This window comes from Dyella ginsengisoli (assembly GCF_044904665.1).
Taxonomy (GTDB): domain Bacteria; phylum Pseudomonadota; class Gammaproteobacteria; order Xanthomonadales; family Rhodanobacteraceae; genus Dyella_A; species Dyella_A ginsengisoli.
The window spans coordinates 369399-385579 of record NZ_JADIKM010000003.1 but is presented as its reverse complement, the minus strand read 5'-3'; the positions used below and the strand labels follow the sequence as shown (position 1 = coordinate 385579).

The 16181-nt window shown below is 68.4% G+C and carries 18 protein-coding genes; all 18 read left to right on the top strand.

The genetic code is table 11. The features are described 5' to 3' along the window. The first annotated feature begins 4 nt into the window (after nucleotides 1-4). The 18 genes from ISP17_RS11955 (at nucleotide 5) to metX (ending at nucleotide 16163) form a co-directional block, all read left to right on the top strand. Nucleotides 5-529, top strand: coding sequence for a MarR family winged helix-turn-helix transcriptional regulator (locus ISP17_RS11955; protein WP_404633419.1), 525 nt, complete (start codon nucleotides 5-7; stop codon nucleotides 527-529). Between the two features lie 26 nt (nucleotides 530-555). Further along, nucleotides 556-2046 (top strand): efflux transporter outer membrane subunit, encoded by a 1491-nt coding sequence (locus ISP17_RS11950; protein ID WP_404633417.1) that lies wholly within the window; start codon nucleotides 556-558, stop codon nucleotides 2044-2046. Continuing rightward, the gene (locus ISP17_RS11945) at nucleotides 2033-3238 is read left to right on the top strand and encodes an HlyD family secretion protein (protein WP_404633415.1); all 1206 of its coding nucleotides are present in this window, start codon (nucleotides 2033-2035) and stop codon (nucleotides 3236-3238) included. The genes ISP17_RS11950 and ISP17_RS11945 overlap by 14 nt, the downstream gene beginning before the upstream one ends. Before the next feature lie 8 nt (nucleotides 3239-3246). Continuing rightward, a complete protein-coding gene (locus ISP17_RS11940; RefSeq protein WP_404633413.1) occupies nucleotides 3247-4800 on the top strand; it encodes a DHA2 family efflux MFS transporter permease subunit in 1554 nt (517 codons plus the stop codon). Between the two features lie 88 nt (nucleotides 4801-4888). Continuing rightward, entirely contained in the window at nucleotides 4889-5395 is a 507-nt protein-coding gene (phaR, locus tag ISP17_RS11935) for a polyhydroxyalkanoate synthesis repressor PhaR (protein WP_404633411.1), read from the top strand. A gap of 97 nt (nucleotides 5396-5492) precedes the next feature. Further along, nucleotides 5493-6239, top strand: coding sequence for an acetoacetyl-CoA reductase (gene phbB, locus ISP17_RS11930; protein ID WP_404633409.1), 747 nt, complete (start codon nucleotides 5493-5495; stop codon nucleotides 6237-6239). 71 nt (nucleotides 6240-6310) lie between these two features. Next, nucleotides 6311-7705, top strand: a complete 1395-nt coding sequence (locus tag ISP17_RS11925; protein ID WP_404633407.1) for an FAD-dependent oxidoreductase — start codon at nucleotides 6311-6313, stop codon at nucleotides 7703-7705. Further along, on the top strand, nucleotides 7698-8117 hold the full coding sequence (locus ISP17_RS11920) for a DUF3293 domain-containing protein (RefSeq protein WP_404633405.1): 420 nt from the start codon (nucleotides 7698-7700) through the stop codon (nucleotides 8115-8117). The genes ISP17_RS11925 and ISP17_RS11920 overlap by 8 nt, the downstream gene beginning before the upstream one ends. A gap of 63 nt (nucleotides 8118-8180) precedes the next feature. Continuing rightward, on the top strand, nucleotides 8181-8810 hold the full coding sequence (gene ccmA / locus ISP17_RS11915) for a cytochrome c biogenesis heme-transporting ATPase CcmA (protein ID WP_404633403.1): 630 nt from the start codon (nucleotides 8181-8183) through the stop codon (nucleotides 8808-8810). Then, nucleotides 8807-9493 carry a heme exporter protein CcmB gene (gene ccmB, locus ISP17_RS11910; RefSeq protein ID WP_404633401.1) on the top strand — a complete coding sequence of 229 codons (687 nt, stop codon included), beginning with the start codon at nucleotides 8807-8809 and terminating at the stop codon, nucleotides 9491-9493. Before ccmA ends, ccmB begins: the two co-directional genes overlap by 4 nt. Nucleotides 9494-9498: 5 nt before the next feature. Continuing rightward, nucleotides 9499-10257 (top strand): heme ABC transporter permease, encoded by a 759-nt coding sequence (locus ISP17_RS11905; RefSeq protein WP_404633399.1) that lies wholly within the window; start codon nucleotides 9499-9501, stop codon nucleotides 10255-10257. Then, on the top strand, nucleotides 10254-10442 hold the full coding sequence (gene ccmD, locus ISP17_RS11900; RefSeq protein ID WP_404633397.1) for a heme exporter protein CcmD: 189 nt from the start codon (nucleotides 10254-10256) through the stop codon (nucleotides 10440-10442). Before ISP17_RS11905 ends, ccmD begins: the two co-directional genes overlap by 4 nt. A 20-nt stretch (nucleotides 10443-10462) precedes the next feature. Further along, entirely contained in the window at nucleotides 10463-10930 is a 468-nt protein-coding gene (gene ccmE, locus ISP17_RS11895) for a cytochrome c maturation protein CcmE (RefSeq protein WP_404633395.1), read from the top strand. Nucleotides 10931-11028: 98 nt separating this feature from the next. After that, entirely contained in the window at nucleotides 11029-13032 is a 2004-nt protein-coding gene (locus ISP17_RS11890; protein WP_404633393.1) for a heme lyase CcmF/NrfE family subunit, read from the top strand. Beyond that, a complete protein-coding gene (locus tag ISP17_RS11885) occupies nucleotides 13029-13571 on the top strand; it encodes a DsbE family thiol:disulfide interchange protein (protein WP_404633391.1) in 543 nt (180 codons plus the stop codon). Before ISP17_RS11890 ends, ISP17_RS11885 begins: the two co-directional genes overlap by 4 nt. Beyond that, the gene (locus tag ISP17_RS11880; protein WP_404633389.1) at nucleotides 13568-14014 is read left to right on the top strand and encodes a cytochrome c-type biogenesis protein; all 447 of its coding nucleotides are present in this window, start codon (nucleotides 13568-13570) and stop codon (nucleotides 14012-14014) included. The genes ISP17_RS11885 and ISP17_RS11880 overlap by 4 nt, the downstream gene beginning before the upstream one ends. Beyond that, on the top strand, nucleotides 14011-15051 hold the full coding sequence (locus ISP17_RS11875) for a tetratricopeptide repeat protein (RefSeq protein ID WP_404633387.1): 1041 nt from the start codon (nucleotides 14011-14013) through the stop codon (nucleotides 15049-15051). The genes ISP17_RS11880 and ISP17_RS11875 overlap by 4 nt, the downstream gene beginning before the upstream one ends. Continuing rightward, entirely contained in the window at nucleotides 15048-16163 is a 1116-nt protein-coding gene (metX, locus tag ISP17_RS11870; RefSeq protein WP_404633385.1) for a homoserine O-acetyltransferase MetX, read from the top strand. Before ISP17_RS11875 ends, metX begins: the two co-directional genes overlap by 4 nt. Nucleotides 16164-16181 lie beyond the last annotated feature (18 nt).

Here is a 16181-nt window from a genome sequence, read left to right as displayed (position 1 = left end):
TGAAATGGCTCTACTGTGCAACTGTATTGCGATGATGGATGAAGGCATCGACCGGCTCGGCGATGCGATTCCAGACATGCCCGCGGACAAGGCCAAGCTCAGCCGGCTGATGCTGATGGTGGGGGGCCGCCTGCAGGAGGAGCTCGAGCTCACGCTCAAGCCGCACAAGCTCAATCACAGCGAATTCCTCACGCTGATGATTCTCTACAGCAGTCCCGACGGCAGCTCCACGCCCGGCGAGTTGTGCGACTACACCTCGCAAGGGGCCACCAACATGACCCGCATCGGCAACGCACTGGTGCAGCGTGGCCTGGTCGTGCGCGCCGCAAGCGAAGAGGATCGCCGGCGGGTGCTCATCCGCATCACGCCGGCGGGCAAACGCTTCGTGCAGAAGATGCTGCCGACGCTGTTCCCGCGGGTGAGCGCTATGTTCGATGGCTTCAGCGACGTCGATCGGCGGCACCTCGGACGCCTCCTGCGCAAACTTGCGGCCAACCTGGATCAGCTGGACGAGCTCTCCCCTCCATGAATCACGTTTCGACAAGGCGACCCCCGATGAAGCACGCCCTGCCCCGCAGGCGCACCCTGCTGCTGGCCGCGATGACGGCGGCCCTCGCCGCATGCGTCATGCCCCCGCACAAGCTCGATCATCCGACCCTTCGCGACGATGTTCCGCTCGCCGGGCTGCCGACTGCCGCGCGCGCCGGCTGGCCCGCAGCCGAGTGGTGGACCGCGTACCAGGACGACCAGCTCGATCGCCTGATCGACCAGGCGATGCGCCAGGCTCCGGATCTGGCGCTGGCGCAGAGCCGCCTGGGTGGCGCCGAGCAATCGATCCGGGCGGCCGCTGCTCAGGCTGGACTGAACATCAACGGAAGCGCCCAGGTGGCGCGTCAGCGCCTGAGCGAGCACGGACTGATCCCCAGCAAGTTCCTCGGTTTCACCTGGTACAACCAGGCCGACCTTGGCGTGCAGTTGCGCTACGACTTCGACTGGTGGGGCAAGACGCGAGCCGCCGTGGAGTCGGCGCTGGACCAGGCCCACGCCGCCGAGGCGCAGCGCAGCGTGGCGGCGCTGGCGATCCAGTACGCGGTGGCCGACACCTACTTTGGCTGGCAGGCCGATCAGGCGCGCCTGGCACTGGCCGATCAGGCGCTCGCTGTACAGCAGCGGCTGACTGACATCGCGGAGTTGCGCGTTCGTCAGGGCGTCGACCTGCCGGATGAAGCCACGCGTGCTCAGGCCCAGCTGGCCGCAGCGCGCGAGATGCGTACGGCAATCGACAGCTCAGCCCGGATCCGCCTGGCCGCGCTGGCATCGCTGGTCGGCGTGGCACCGGCCGAACTTCCAAAGCTCACTCCGCGCCCGCTCCCCGCTGTCTCCGGCAGCCTGCCCGCAGGGGCCGGCCTCGATCTCATCGCGCGCCGCCCCGACATCGCCGCCAGCCGCTGGCAGGTAGAGGCTGCGCTGAAGCAGACCGACGTGGCGCGCGCCCAATTCCTGCCGGACCTCAGCATCAGCGCGCTGGCGGGACTCTCCAGCATCGACCTCGGCCAGCTGTTCACCGCCAGCAGCCGCACGTTCGCGCTCACTCCGGCGTTGCATCTGCCGCTGTTCAACAGCGGCCTGCTGCAGGCCAACTACGGCCTGAGCAAGGCGCAGCTCGATGGTGCCGTGGCGCAGTACAACAGCGTCGTGCTGCAGGCAGCACGCGACGTGTCGACCCAGGCGCTCACCGCGCAGATGCTGGCCGAGCGTCGCACCCAGCAGGAGGTCCAGTTGGATGCCGACAAGCGCCTGCTCGCCGCGGCGCAGGCGCGCGCTGCACAGGGCGTGCGCGATGCCCGCGAATCACTTGCCGCCCGCGCGCAGCTGTTGCAGCAGCGCGACGCCGCCACCCAGCTGCAGGCACAGGCCGTCAGCACCGACCTCGCCTTGATCAAGGCGCTCGGCGGCGGCTATCGCCTGCCTTCGTCCGACACCGTATCCGATACCTCCTCGCCTTCTTCTGACCATGCCGGAGCCCCCGTCCATGAGCGCCACTGAGTCCACCGCCACGTCCGCGACGGCCGATTCCCAGGAAAGCGGCATGGCCGCCAAGAACCCGGCCAAGCGTCGACGCGCGCTGATCATCGTCGCCGGCATCTTCGTGCTGGCCGCGGCTGGCTGGCTGCTGCTCTGGCTGCTGGTGCTGTCGCGCCGCGAGAAGACCGACAACGCCTACGTCGGCGGCAACCAGGTCGCCATCTCGGCGCAGGTACCTGGCACGGTGGTGGCGATCATGGCCGACGACACGCAGCGCGTGGAGGCGGGCCAGGTGCTGGTGAAACTCGATGCTACCGATGCCGATGTCCGCCTGCAGCAGGCGCGCAGCGCGCTGGCTCAGGCCGTGCGCGGCGTGCGCCAGCAGACCGACAGCGCCACCGGCGCCGAGGCCCAGGTGGCCGCGCGTCGGCTCGATCTGAGCAAGGCCGAGGCCGATCTCAAGCGTCGCCTGCCGCTGGTTGCGGCGAACGCGGAGTCGCCTGAGATCATCCAGCACCTGCGCGATGGCGTGGCCCAGGCGCGCGCGGCGCTGGACGCGGCGCAAGCCCAGGCATCGGCGGCCCGCGCAGCGGTGGAAGGCACCGACGTGGCGCGCAATCCGGCGGTGATGCAGGCACGCGCCAATTTCCGTGCGGCCTGGGTGGCTTCGCAGCGCAACGCGATCTATGCACCCGTCTCGGGCTACGTCGCGCAGCGCGGCGTACAGCTGGGCAACAGCGTGCAGCCCGGCCAGCAGCTGATGACCGTGGTGCCGCTGCACAACCTGTGGATCGATGCCAACTTCAAGGAGAGCCAGCTGCGCCACATCCGGCTGGGCCAGCCGGTGAAGATCGAGGCGGACATCTACGGCAGCGACGCCGAGTATCACGGCAAGGTAGTCGGCATCGGGGCCGGCACCGGCAGCGTGTTTTCGCTGCTGCCCGCGCAGAACGCCACCGGCAACTGGATCAAGGTGGTGCAGCGGGTGCCGGTGCGCATCGCGCTGGACAATGCCGAGCTGGACAAGCACCCCCTGCGCATCGGCCTGTCCACCGACGTCACCGTGGACATCTCGAACGACGGGGGTGACGTGCTCGCCAAGGCGCCGTCGGTGCAGCCGGTCGCCAGTACCGACGTCTACGCGCAGATGGCCGCCAAGGCCGATGCCGAGGCGGATCGCATCGTCGAAGCCAACCTACCCTCCACCCACTGAGCCGACCCATGGCCGCCACGCCGAACGATGCCGCGCCGCTGAAGCCCCTGCACGGCAGTGCGCTGGTGCTGCTGACCATCGCGGTCGCCTTCAGCACCTTCATGGAAGTGCTGGACATGACGATCGTCAACGTGGCCGTGCCGCATATCGCCGGCAGCCTCGGCGTGAGCCCGAGCGAGGGCACCTGGACGATCAGCTCCTACGCGCTAGCCAGCGCGATCATGCAACCGCTCACCGGCTGGATCGCCAAGCGGTTCGGGGAGGTGAAGACCTTCGTCGTCTCGGTGATGCTGTTCGTGGTGTTCTCGATGCTGTGCGGCCTGGCCACGTCGATGCCGATGCTGGTGATCGGCCGCCTGATGCAGGGCGCCGGCTCCGGCCCGATGGTGGCGCTGTCGCTCACCCTGCTCCTTTCGAGCTACCCGAAGGAGCGCCAGGGCATCGCGCTGGCACTGTGGGCGATGACCGTAGTGGTGGCGCCCATCTTCGGCCCGATCCTCGGTGGATGGCTTACCGACAATTTCTCCTGGCCGTGGATCTTCTACATCAACCTGCCGGTGGGCCTGGCCGCGGCGGTGATTACCTGGACGCTGCTGCACAAGCGCGAGACCAAGACCTTCAACATGCCCATCGACATGGTCGGCCTGGTGCTGCTGGTGGTGGGCGTCGGTGCGCTGCAGTTCATGCTCGACAACGGCAACGACCACGACTGGTTCTCCTCGCCGATGATCACCACGCTGGGCATCACTGCGCTGGTATGCCTGACCTTTCTGGTGGTGTGGGAGCTGCACGCCAAGCACCCGGTGGTCGACCTGTCACTGTTCCGCCAGCGCAATTTCACGGTGGGCGTCACGGGACTGTCGCTGGGCATGATGGCGTTCTTCGGCATCAACGTGGTGTTCCCGTTGTGGCTGCAGACCACGCTGGGCTACACCGCCACGTGGGCCGGACTGGCGACGGCACCGGTCGGCATCCTCGCCTTTCTGGTCGCGCCGATCCTGGGTCGCAACCTGCACCGGCTCGACCTGCGCGCGGTGGTCACCTTCGCCTTCATCATGTTCGCTGCTACGTCGTACTGGTTTTCGACGTTCGACAGCGGCGCCTCGTTCTCCACACTGGTGCTGCCGCGCTTCGTGATGGGCATCGCGATCCCCTGTTTCTTCATTCCGCTCAACCAGGTCTACCTGTCCGGCCTGCCGGCCTCGGAAATCGCCAGCGCCTCGGGCCTGGCCAACTTCTGCCGCACCCTGGGTTCGAGCGTCTCGACGGCGGTATCGGTAACGCTGTGGCAGCACCGTGGCGAGTTCCACCATGCCACCCTCACTGAGAACATCACCCCGGCCCATCCTGCCGCGACCAGTTTCCTGCAACAGCTGTCGCACGCGGGCCTGCCCGCCACCAAGGGGCTGGGCGTGGTCGATCAGCTGCTCACCCGGGAGGCGCTGACACTGGCCGTCAACGACGTGTTCTGGCTCTGCGCCTTGCTCTTCGTGGCGTTGATCCCGGTGCTGTGGCTGGCCAAGCCGCCCTTCGGCAGTGCCGGCGGCGCCGTAGGTCATTGATCCGGCGCCGGCCGGGACGATTTTGCTGCACTCCGGCGTGCAGCATTGCGACTGGTGCAGCGCAATACCTTCTGCTAGTTTCCGCCGCATGGCACAAACACTCCGCATCATCAAGAAGTATCCGAACCGTCGGCTCTACGACACGGAAATCTCCAGCTACATCACGCTGGAGGAAATCCGCCAGTTGGTGCTGGACGGCGAAACCTTCGAGGTCCGCGACGCCAAGAGCGGCGAAGACCTCACCCGCTCGGTGTTGCTGCAGATCATCTCCGAGCACGAGGAGAAGGGGCAGCCGATGCTGTCGCCGCAGCTGCTGAGCCAGATCATCCGGTTCTACGGCGACTCGCTGCAGGGCTTCATGGGGCCTTATCTGGAGCGCAGCCTGCAGGTCTTCCTCGACCAGCAGCAGCAGTTCCGGACCCAGCTCAACAGCCTGATGGGCCAGACCCCGTGGTCGATGCTCAACGACCTCACCGAGCGCAACATGGATGCGTGGAAATCCATGCAGCGCGGCTTTCTCGATGCGGCCACGCAGGCCAAGCCGGCCACCGCCGCACCCAGCGCAGGCGCCGGCCGCACGGGCAAGAAGTCCTGATCCTGCCGGGGCGCGCCTTCCGCCGCCCCGAGCCCGTTTCCTTCAGCGGCCGCTGCAGCACAGCACGTGCTGCCGTGCCGCATGACGAGTAGCAAGCATGAGCAAGCGACTGGCTGTCGTCACCGGCGGCATCGGCGGTCTCGGCACCGAAATCTGCCGGCACCTGGCGCGTGACGGTCGCCGCGTGATCGCGGTCGACCTGGCCACCCGCAGCGAGCGCCTCGAAGCATTCATGGACGAGGTATCCGACTTCGACGGCACGATCGGCTTCGCCCCAGCGGACATAAGCGATTTCAACAGCTGCCGCGCGCTGGTCGAAGGCATCGAGAGCGCCCACGGCAACATCGACATCTTGGTCAATGCCGCCGGCATCACGCGCGACGCCAGCCTGCGCAAGATGACGCCGGAGCAGTGGCACCAGCTGATGCGGGTCAACCTCGACGGCATCTTCAATACCAGCCGCCAGGTGGTCGAAGGCATGTGCGAACGCGGCTTCGGACGCATCGTCAACCTGAGTTCGGTCAACGGCCAGACCGGCCAGTTCGGGCAGACCAACTACTCCGCCGCCAAAGCCGGGGTGCACGGTTTCAGCATGGCGCTGGCGCGCGAGACCGCGCGCAAGGGCGTCACGGTGAACACGGTCTCCCCCGGCTACTGCGACACGCCGATGGTGGCCGCGGTCGCACCGGCCGTGCGCGAGCAGATCGTGGCCGACATTCCGGTCGGACGACTCGGCTCGCCCGCCGACATCGCCCGCGCCGTGGCCTTTCTCGCCGCCGACGATGCCGGCTACATCACCGGCGCCAACCTGCCGGTCAACGGCGGCTACTTCATGAGCTTCTGACCGACCCGCCGGCGGCTTGCACCGGGCCGCCGCCTGATCGACAGTGGCCGCCCCACGCGACGGACCCATCCTTGGCCTCCCCCACACTCACTCTCGCCGGCGGCGGCCTGGTCGGCGCCCAGCTCGCGCACCTGCTCGCCCGTGCGGGCTTCGACGTCGAGGTGTTCGAGAAGCGCCTTGACCCGCGCCGCGCCGGCTACGAAGCCGGCCGTTCGATCAACCTGGCGCTGGCCGAACGCGGATTGCACGCGCTGCGTGCCGGCGGACTGGCCGAGCAGGTACTCGCCCGCGCGGTGATGATGCGCGGCCGCATGGTGCACCTGGGCAACGACGCACCCTCGCTGCAACGCTACGGCGTGGACGACAGCGAGGTGATCTGGTCGGTCTCCCGCGGCGCGCTGAACATGCTCACGCTGGACGCCGCCGAGGCCTCCGGCGTGCGCTTCCACTTCGGCCACGTAATCCGCGACGTCGACTTCGACCGCCAGCGGCTGTACCTGATCGATGCCAGCGGGGCCATGCGCGAGCACGCTTTCGAGCGGCTGATCGGTGCCGACGGCGCGGGCTCGGCGGTGCGCGCGGCGATGAACCGTCGCCAGCCACTGGGCGAGCGCGTGGAAGCCCTGGGCCACGCCTACAAGGAGCTGGAGATCCCGCCCGTGGAGGCGCTGCCCGGCGTTCCCGCCAGCACACACGGGCATTTCGCGCTCGAACCGCACGCGCTGCACATCTGGCCACGCGGCGGGCACATGTGCATTGCGCTGCCCAATCCGGAAGGCAGCTTCACCGTGACGCTGTTCCTGCCCGGCGTGGGGCCGCACCCGAGCTTCGCCACCCTGCCCGATGCGGATAGTGCAGAGCGCTTCTTCCGCACCGAGTTTCCCGACCTGCTGCCGCTGATGCCGCGCTTCGCGCAGGATTTCACGGCGCACCCGGCGCCCAATCTCTACACGCTTTATCTCGACCGCTGGCACCTGGGCGACCGCGCCGTGCTGCTGGGCGACGCCGCCCACGCCATCGTGCCGTTCCACGGCCAGGGCATGAACTGCGGCCTCGAGGACGCCGTCGAGCTGGCCGGCTTGCTGGCGTCCAGCAGCGGCGATGGCGCCGGTGTATTCGAGACATTCCAGCAGCGGCGCAAGCCCAACGCCGACGCGATTGCGGCCATGGCGCTGGAGAACTACATCGAGATGCGCGATTCGGTGGCCGACCCGCGTTATCTGGCCAAGCGCGAACTGGGCGCGCGCCTGGCAGAGGCGGCACCGGAGCACTTCATGGCGCGCTACCGCATGGTCACCTTCACCCGCCTGCCCTATGCCTACGCCTACGAACGCGGCAAGGCGCAGGACGCGCTGCTCGATCGGCTGCTGGCCGAGCATGGCAGCGCCGCTGCGGTGCCGCTGGAGGAAGCCGTTGGCCAGCTCCGCGCCAGCCTGCCGCCACTGCCCGTGATAGAGCGTGGATGAGGCACTGCTCGCGGCATACCTGGCCACCGACTACCGCATGCGGTTGCCGCAAGGCGGCGTCGCCAGCCTGCGCATCGGCGCGCCGCTGCCGAGCGCGCTCCTGCAGCTGACGCAGGGCGCACCATGGGCGGTGCTTGCCGCGTGGAATCCGCGGTCGCAGCCGATGCCGCGCGCCTGGAACCGCCGCGCACAACGTCTCCTGCTGGCTGAACTGCGCGCGCGCCCGGACATCCGCGCTATTCGCGCCGCCGTAGGCGTGGGCGCCGGCGGCTGGCGCGAATCCAGCCTGCTGGTGGTCGGCGCGGATGCGGCCAGCATGCGTGCGCTGTGCGCCCGCCACGGCCAATACGCCTTCATCGCTGGCGAAGGCGAGACGCCGCCACGGCTGTACTGGACGGATGACGCGCCGTGACGGCCGCCGGGCGACAGGTCGCCGCATGGACAAGGCCGCCGGCCATTGCGGACAATTGAGCGAATGACCGCCGCCCCCCTCCCTCTGCTCGAAGCGCGAGCCTTGAGCTTCCTTCGCCAGGACGAACCCGTGTTCGGGCCGCTGCACTTCCAGCTGCATGCGGGCGAGCTGGCGCTGGTGGAGGGAGACAACGGCAGCGGCAAGACCACGCTGATGCGCGTGCTGGCCGGCCTGCTGCACATCGACGAGGGCGAGCTGCACTGGCGCGGCACCCCGCTGGTGCGCGACACCAGCCAGGGCGAGATCGTTTTCCTGGGCCACCAGTTGGGCCTCAAGGGCGACCTCAGCCCGCTCGAGAACCTGCGTATCGCTGCCGGCTTGCACGGATGCCGCAATGGCATGGATGCGGCCAAGGCGCTGCGCGAGGTGGGCCTGTCGGGCTACGAAGACGAGCCGGTGCGCCAGCTTTCCGCCGGCCAGAAGAAGCGTGCTGCGTTGGCCCGCCTGCTGCTGGTTCCGGCCACGCTGTGGCTGCTCGACGAGCCGTACGCCAACCTGGATCGCCACGGCATCGCGCTGGTCAACCGGCTGCTCGAAACGCATATCGGCGGCGGCGGCGCGGCGCTGGTCACCAGCCATGGCGCGGTGAGCTTCCACGGCGGCGAGCCGCAGCGTATCCGGATGCACGCATGAACCGCGCTCCGCTGTCGCGCGCCTGCGCCGCGGTGCTGCGGCGCGACCTCACGCTGGCCTGGCGTCGCCGCGGTGACATCGCGATGCCGGTGCTGTACGCGCTGATCGTGATCACGCTGTTCCCATTCGCGTTGGGGCCGGAAAACGCGCTGCTGCAGCGGATCGCCGGCGGCGTGGTGCTGGTCACCGTGTTGCTGGCGATGCTGCTGGCGCTGGACGGCATGTTCCGCAGCGATATCGAGGACGGCTCGCTGGAACAACTGGTGCTCGCCCCGCAGCCGCTGGCGCTGATGCTCGGCATGAAAATTCTTGCGCACTGGCTCACCACCGCGCTGCCGCTGATCGTGATCGCGCCGATGCTGGCCAGCATGCTGCAGCTGCCCCTGGCCGCCATGCCGGTGCTGCTACTGGCGCTGGCGCTGGCCACGCCGATGCTCAGCCTGCTCGGTGCGGTGCTGGTGGCGCTGACGGCCGGCACCCGACGCTCTGGTATGCTGCTCGCCCTGATGTTGCTGCCGCTGTGCGTGCCCGTGGTGATCTTCGCCGCCGGCGCGCTCTCCGCAGCGCAGCAGGGCCTGCCATGGATTGCCCCGATCGCATGGCTCGGCGCCGCGCTGGCGCTGGCTCTCGTGCTGGCGCCGCTGGCCTGCGCCGCCGCCCTCCGCATTGCCTTGGACGCGTGACCTCTATGTCCAGCTGGATTCCGCTCTGGTTGCACAAGCTCGGCTCGCCGCCGACCTTCTACCGCTTTGCCGGCACGCTGCGCCCGTGGATGCTCGCCCTCGCGTTGATCCTCGGCGCCGTGGCGATGTACGGCGGGCTGGTGCTGGCGCCGCCGGATTACCAGCAGGGCGACGACTACCGCATCATCTTCGTGCACGTGCCGAGCGCGTGGATGGCCCTGTTCATCTACGCGGTGATGGCTGTTTCCGCCTTCATCGCCCTGGTCTGGCGGATCAAGCTGGCCGAGGTGGTGGCAATGGAATCGGCGCCGATCGGCGCAGCGTTCACCCTGATCACCCTGGTCACCGGCTCGCTGTGGGGCATCCGCATGTGGGGTACCTGGTGGACCTGGGACGCCCGGCTAACGTCGGAGCTGGTGCTGCTGTTCCTGTATCTCGGCGTGATGGGCCTGTACCACGCGTTCGAGGATCGCCGGCAGGGCGCGCGGGCCGCCGCCTTCCTGGCGCTGATCGGCATCATCAACGTGCCGATCGTTCATTTCTCGGTGAACTGGTGGAACACCCTGCACCAGGGCTCCACCGTGCGCCTGCTCGGGCCGTCGACCATGAGCGGCTCGATGATCTGGCCGCTGCTGACCATGATGGTCGCCACCAAGTGCTACTACCTGGCCAGCCTGTTCGGCCGCGTACGTGCCGACTTGCTGGCGCTGGAAAGCGGCAAGGATTGGGTACGCCAGATCGCGCAGCGCGAGGGCGGCCGATGAGCGCGTTTTTCGCCATGGGCGGCTATGCGGTCTACGTGTGGCCGTCCTACGCTGTGTTTCTCCTCGTGCTGCTGGCCGACGCGCTGGCGCCGGTGCTGCGCCGTCGCCGGGTGCTGCGCGAGCTGCGCACCCGACTGGCGCGACAGGCGGCCCGCCAGTCCCGCGACGCGTCCCCCGACGCCTGATATCGAACCGGAAGTCCCGCATGAATCCCACCCGCAAACGTCGGCTCATCATCGTGGTCATGGTGCTGGTGGCTGCCGCCATCGCCGGCGGCCTGACCGTGTTCGCGCTGCAGCAGAACATGAACTACCTGCTCACGCCCAGCCAGGTGCAGTCCGGCCAGGCGAAGGGCTACAAGACCTTCCGCCTCGGTGGCATGGTCAAGCAGGGCTCGATCCAGCGCGCCAACGATTCGCTCAAGGTGACCTTCACGGTGATCGACGCCGACGGCGCCATGCCGGTGGAGTACACCGGCATCCTTCCGGACCTGTTCCGCGACAACCAGTCGGTGATCGCCACCGGCCACATGGAGAACGCCCACTTCGTCGCCACGGAAGTGCTCGCCAAGCATGACGAGACGTACATGCCCAAGGAGTTGAAGGACGCCATGGCCAAGGCGCACGAGGGCAAGAAGGTGGCCGAGAACGAGGCGGGGGGCGCCGCGCGCTGAGCGCAGCGCGTGCCGGCCACGATCCGCCGCCGTGAACCATCACCAGCGTTTCCCGCTGCCGCCACTGCAGCCTTGCGTGTCCCACCACGGTATCTGCCATGACTCCTGAACTCGGCCAGCTCGCCCTCGTCCTCGCCTTGCTGCTGGCACTGGCGCAAAGCGTGCTGCCGCTGATCGGCGCCTGGCGCGGCAATCGCGCCTTGGTGGCCATCGCGCGCCCTGCGGCCGCCGGCCAGGCCGCCTTCGTGATCGTGGCGTTCGCCCTGCTGGTGTGGGCGTTCCTGCGCTTCGATTTCTCGGTGGCCTATGTGGCCGACAATTCCAACCTCGCACTGCCCTGGTACTACCGCATCGCCGCCGTGTGGGGCGCGCACGAGGGTTCGATGCTGCTGTGGGTGCTGATCCTCAACGTGTGGACGCTGGCGGTTGCCGCACTGAGCCGCAACCTGCCCGAGGTATTCGTGGCGCGCGTGCTGTCGGTGCTCGGACTGGTCGCGGTGGGCTTCCTCACCTTCATCCTGTTCACCTCCAACCCGTTCGCGCGGTTGCTGCCGATGCCCGTCGACGGCGGCGACCTGAACCCGGTGCTGCAGGACCCGGGCATGACCTTCCACCCGCCCGTGATCTACATGGGCTACGTCGGTTTCTCGGTGGCGTTCGCGTTCTCCATCGCGGCGTTGCTCGGTGGCGAGATGGAACAGGCGTGGGTGCGCTGGGCGCGCTCGTGGACCAACGTGGCATGGGCCTTCCTCACCGCCGGCATCGTGGCGGGCAGCTGGTGGGCCTACGCCGAGCTCGGCTGGGGCGGCTGGTGGTTCTGGGATCCGGTGGAGAACGCCAGCTTCATGCCATGGCTGGTCGGCACCGCGCTGATCCACGCGCAGGCGGTTACCGAGAAGCGCGGCTCGCTGCGTGCCTGGACCATCCTGCTGTCGATCTTCGCCTTCTCGCTGTCGCTGCTGGGCACCTTCCTGGTGCGCTCGGGCGTGCTCACCTCGGTGCATGCGTTCGCCTCGGACCCGCGCCGCGGCCTGTTCATCCTGTGCTTCCTGGTGGTGGTGGTTGGCGGATCGCTGCTGCTGTATGCGCTGCGCGCACCGAAGGTCGCCGGCGGCAAATCCTTCGCGGTGGTGTCGCGCGAGTCGGCAATCCTGGTCGGCAACCTGATGTTCACCGTGGCCGCAGCGATGGTGCTGCTGGGCACGCTGTTCCCGCTGATCGGCGATGCGTTCAACCTGGGCCGCATCTCGGTGGGGCCGCCGTATTTCGGCTTCCTTTTCCCGCTGTTGATGGCGCCGGTGGTCCTGCTGCTGCCGTTCGGTCCGTTCCTGCGCTGGGGTCGCGGCGAACCGGGTCTGCTCAAGGCCATCGCGTTGCGCGCCGGGGTGGCGGGCGTGGCCTGCGCCATCGTGGCGGCGTTCTTCGTGCACGGGCAGGTCAAGGCGATCGCCGGCGTGGCGGCGGCCGTGTGGTGCGCAACCGGCACCCTGCTGTATGTCTACAAGCGCTATCGCGAGATGCCGCGCGGGCGGCGTTATCCGGCCGAGATGGCCGGCATGCTGCTGGCCCATTTCGGGCTGGGCGTGTTCCTGATCGGCGTGCTGCTGTCCGAATCGCTCAGCGTCACCCGCGACGTGCGCATGGCGCCGGGGGACATCCAGACCATCGGCAGCTACGGCTTCCGCTTCGATGGCGTCAAGCAGACCAGCGGCCCGAACTGGCGCGGCAACCAGGGCAGCGTCAGCGTGCTGCGCGACGGTGCGGTGGTGGCCGTGATGCATCCACAGAAGCGCACCTACACCCGCGAGCAGGTGCAGACCGAATCGGCGATCGATCCGGGCTTCACCCGCGATCTCTACGTGGCGCTGGGCGAGCCGATGGACGCAAACAATCTCGGCGGCGCCTGGGCCATGCGCATCTATTACAAGCCGTTCATCCGCTGGCTGTGGGCCGGCGGCCTGTTCATGATGCTCGGTGGTTTCGTCGCTGCGGCTGACCGGCGCTTCCGCGTTCGACGCAAGGCCGAGGAAGGCGAGGACGAGACCGCGACGGCGCCGCTGGCCACGGCATCGCTTACTGTGGCGCGCGAGTCGCATTCATGAGCCGGTTGCTTCCCTTCTTCGCGTTCCTGGCGCTGTGCGGCCTGTTCGGCTTCGGCATCTGGTGGAACTCCAGCCACGACCAGACCGCCATTCCCTCGCCGCTGATCAACAAGCCGGCGCCGGACTTCGCCCTGCCCGAGCTGTACGACCCGTCGCGCACGGTCACCAAGGCCGACCTGCTGGGCAAGCCCTACCTGCTCAACGTGTTTGCCAGCTGGTGCATCGAGTGCGGCGTGGAACACCCGCTGCTGCAGGCCGAGGCGCCGACGCTGGGGGTGACCCTGGTCGGCTACAACTACAAGGACCAGCCGCAGGACGCCAAGGCCTGGCTGGAAAAGCACGGCAACCCCTACGCCGTGCTGATGGCCGACCTGCCCGGCCAGACCGCGATCGACTTCGGCGTCTATGCCGCACCGGAAAGCTTCCTGATCGACGCGAAAGGGGTCATCCGCTACAAGCGCATCGGGCCGTTCACGCCCGAGGTGATCGAGAAGGAACTCAAGCCGGCGATCGCCGCGCTGAAGAAGGAAGCCCCATGAAACGCCTGCTTGTCCTCGCCACCCTGCTGCTGTGCCTGTTCGCCGGTGCGCTCGGCGCCCAGGCGATCGAGCCGCTGCCGTTCAAGAACCACGCCGAGGAGCTGCGCTTCCAGCACCTCACCGCCGAGCTGCGCTGCCCGATGTGCCAGAACGAGACCCTGGCCGATTCCAACGCGCCGATCGCGCGCGACCTGCGCCACCAGGTATTTGCCCTGATGCAGCAGGGCAAGAGCGATGACGAGATCAAGCAATACCTGGTGGACCGCTATTCGGACTACGTGCTGTACGACCCGCCGGTGAACGCAGCGACGTGGCTGCTCTGGTTTGGGCCCCTGCTGATCCTGCTGATCGGCACCGTGGTCGTGGTGGTCACCATCCGCAAGCGCGCGCGCGCCACGTCGTCAGCGGTGACGGCGAACGTCGATCATGGGGACGATTGGTGAAAATGCTTTTCTACGTTGTTGCCGCCGCGATGATCGCGGCGACGCTGGTGCTGTTGCTGTGGCCGCTTATGCGCCACGGCCGCAGCCAGGGCCGTTCGCGAGGCGTGTTTGCGCTCGCGCTGGGCATCGCCTTCGTGCTGCCGCTGGCGGCCGCGGGGCTCTACCTCGCGGTCGGCACGCCACGTGCGCTGGACGGTGTCGCCAGGCAGGCGCCGGCGATGGACGTGGGTCAGGCACTGGCCGAACTGCGCGCCCACCTGAAGGAGTCGCCCAACGATGCGCAGGGCTGGCTGCTGTTGGCACAGACCACCTCGGCGATGGGCCGGAGCGCCGAGGCCCGCGATGCCTACGACCAGCTGCTGCGCCTCGCCCCGGACAACCCGACGGCCATGGTCGGCTGGGCCGAGGCCGACTCGATGGCCCGCGCCGATCACCGCATCGACGGACGCTCCCGCGAACTGCTCGAACGCGCCGTGCAGCAGGAGCCGGACAACCAGCGCGCGCTTTGGCTGCTCGGCATCAGCGATTTCCAGCAGGATCGCTACGCCGACGCCGCCGCCACCTGGCGACGCCTGCAGCCCCTGCTCGAACCGGGCTCCAGCGTGGCCAAGGCAGTCGCGCAGCAGATCGCCGCTGCGGACGCGCGCGCTGGCAACCCGCCGCCGGCAACATCGGCAGCCGCCACACAGGGCGCGCAGCTCACGGTGAAGGTGAGCCTCGCACCCGCGCTGAAAGACAAGCTGCAACCCGGCGACACCCTGTTCGTCTACGCCCGCGCCGAGCAGGGCCCACCGATGCCGCTGGCGGTGGCACGGCTCGACGCCGCCCGTCTGCCGGCCACGGTGGAACTCACCGACGCCATGGCGATGGCGCCGACCATGAAGCTCTCCTCCGTACCCCGCGTATTCGTCGGTGCGCGCATCAGCCACAGCGGCCAGGCCATTGGCCAGGCCGGCGACTTGGAAGGTGATGCCGGCGTGGTGCCGGTGGATCGCCGCGAACCGGTGGCCGTGCTGATCGACAAGGTGCACCCGTGAATGATGCGCGGCGCTATTGCGCCCTGCCCTCGCCGTTCGCGATGAAGCGCGGCGGCGCGCTGCACGGCGCCCGCGTCGCCTACGAAACCTGGGGCACGCTGAACGCGGCGCGCGACAACGCGGTGCTGATCCTCACCGGCCTGTCGCCCAGCGCCCACGTCGCATCCAGCGCCGATGATCCCTCGCCGGGCTGGTGGGAAGCGATGCTCGGGCCCGGCAAGGCGATCGACAGCGACCGCTGGTTCGTCATCTGCGTGAACTCGCTGGGCAGCGACAAGGGTTCCACCTGCCCGGCCTCGATCGACCCGGCCACCGGCCAGCCGTACCGACTCACCTTCCCCGAACTGGCGCTGGAAGACGTGGCCAACGCCGCGCATGAAGTAGTACGCCAGCTCGGCATCGAGCGCCTCGCCTGCCTCATCGGCTGCTCGATGGGCGGCATGAGCGCGCTGGCCTACATGCTGCTGCACCCGGGTTCGGTGCGGGCGCACATCAGCGTGGACACCGCCCCGCAGGCGCAGCCGTTCGCCATCGCGATCCGCTCGCTGCAGCGCGAGGCGATCCGTCTCGACCCGGACTGGCGGGGTGGGCAGTACGACATTCACGCCAAAGAGGGCGGGACTTACCCCGACATGGGCATGAGCATCGCGCGCAAGCTCGGGGTGATCACCTATCGCTCGGCGATGGAGTGGAACGGCCGCTTCGCGCGCATCCGGCTCGATCCGGAGCAGCGCGAGGAGCAGCCCTTCGGCGTGGAATTCCAGGTCGAGTCGTACCTGCAGGGCCATGCCGAGCGCTTCGTGCGTACCTTCGACCCCAACAGCTACCTGTACCTCTCGCGCGCCAGCGACTGGTTCGACGTGGCCGAATACGGCGGTGGCAGCGTGCGCGAGGGGCTCAAGCGCATCCACATCGAGCGGGCGATGGTGATCGGCGTCAGCACCGACATTCTGTTCCCGCTCGAACAGCAGGAGCAGATCGCCGACGGCCTGCGCGACGCCGGCGCGGCAGTAGAATTCGTGGCGCTGGACTCGCCGCAGGGGCACGATGCCTTTCTGGTCGACATCGCCAATTACAGCCCGGCGATCGGCGGGTTCCTGCAGCGGCTCTGACCGCGGTCACGCCGCCGC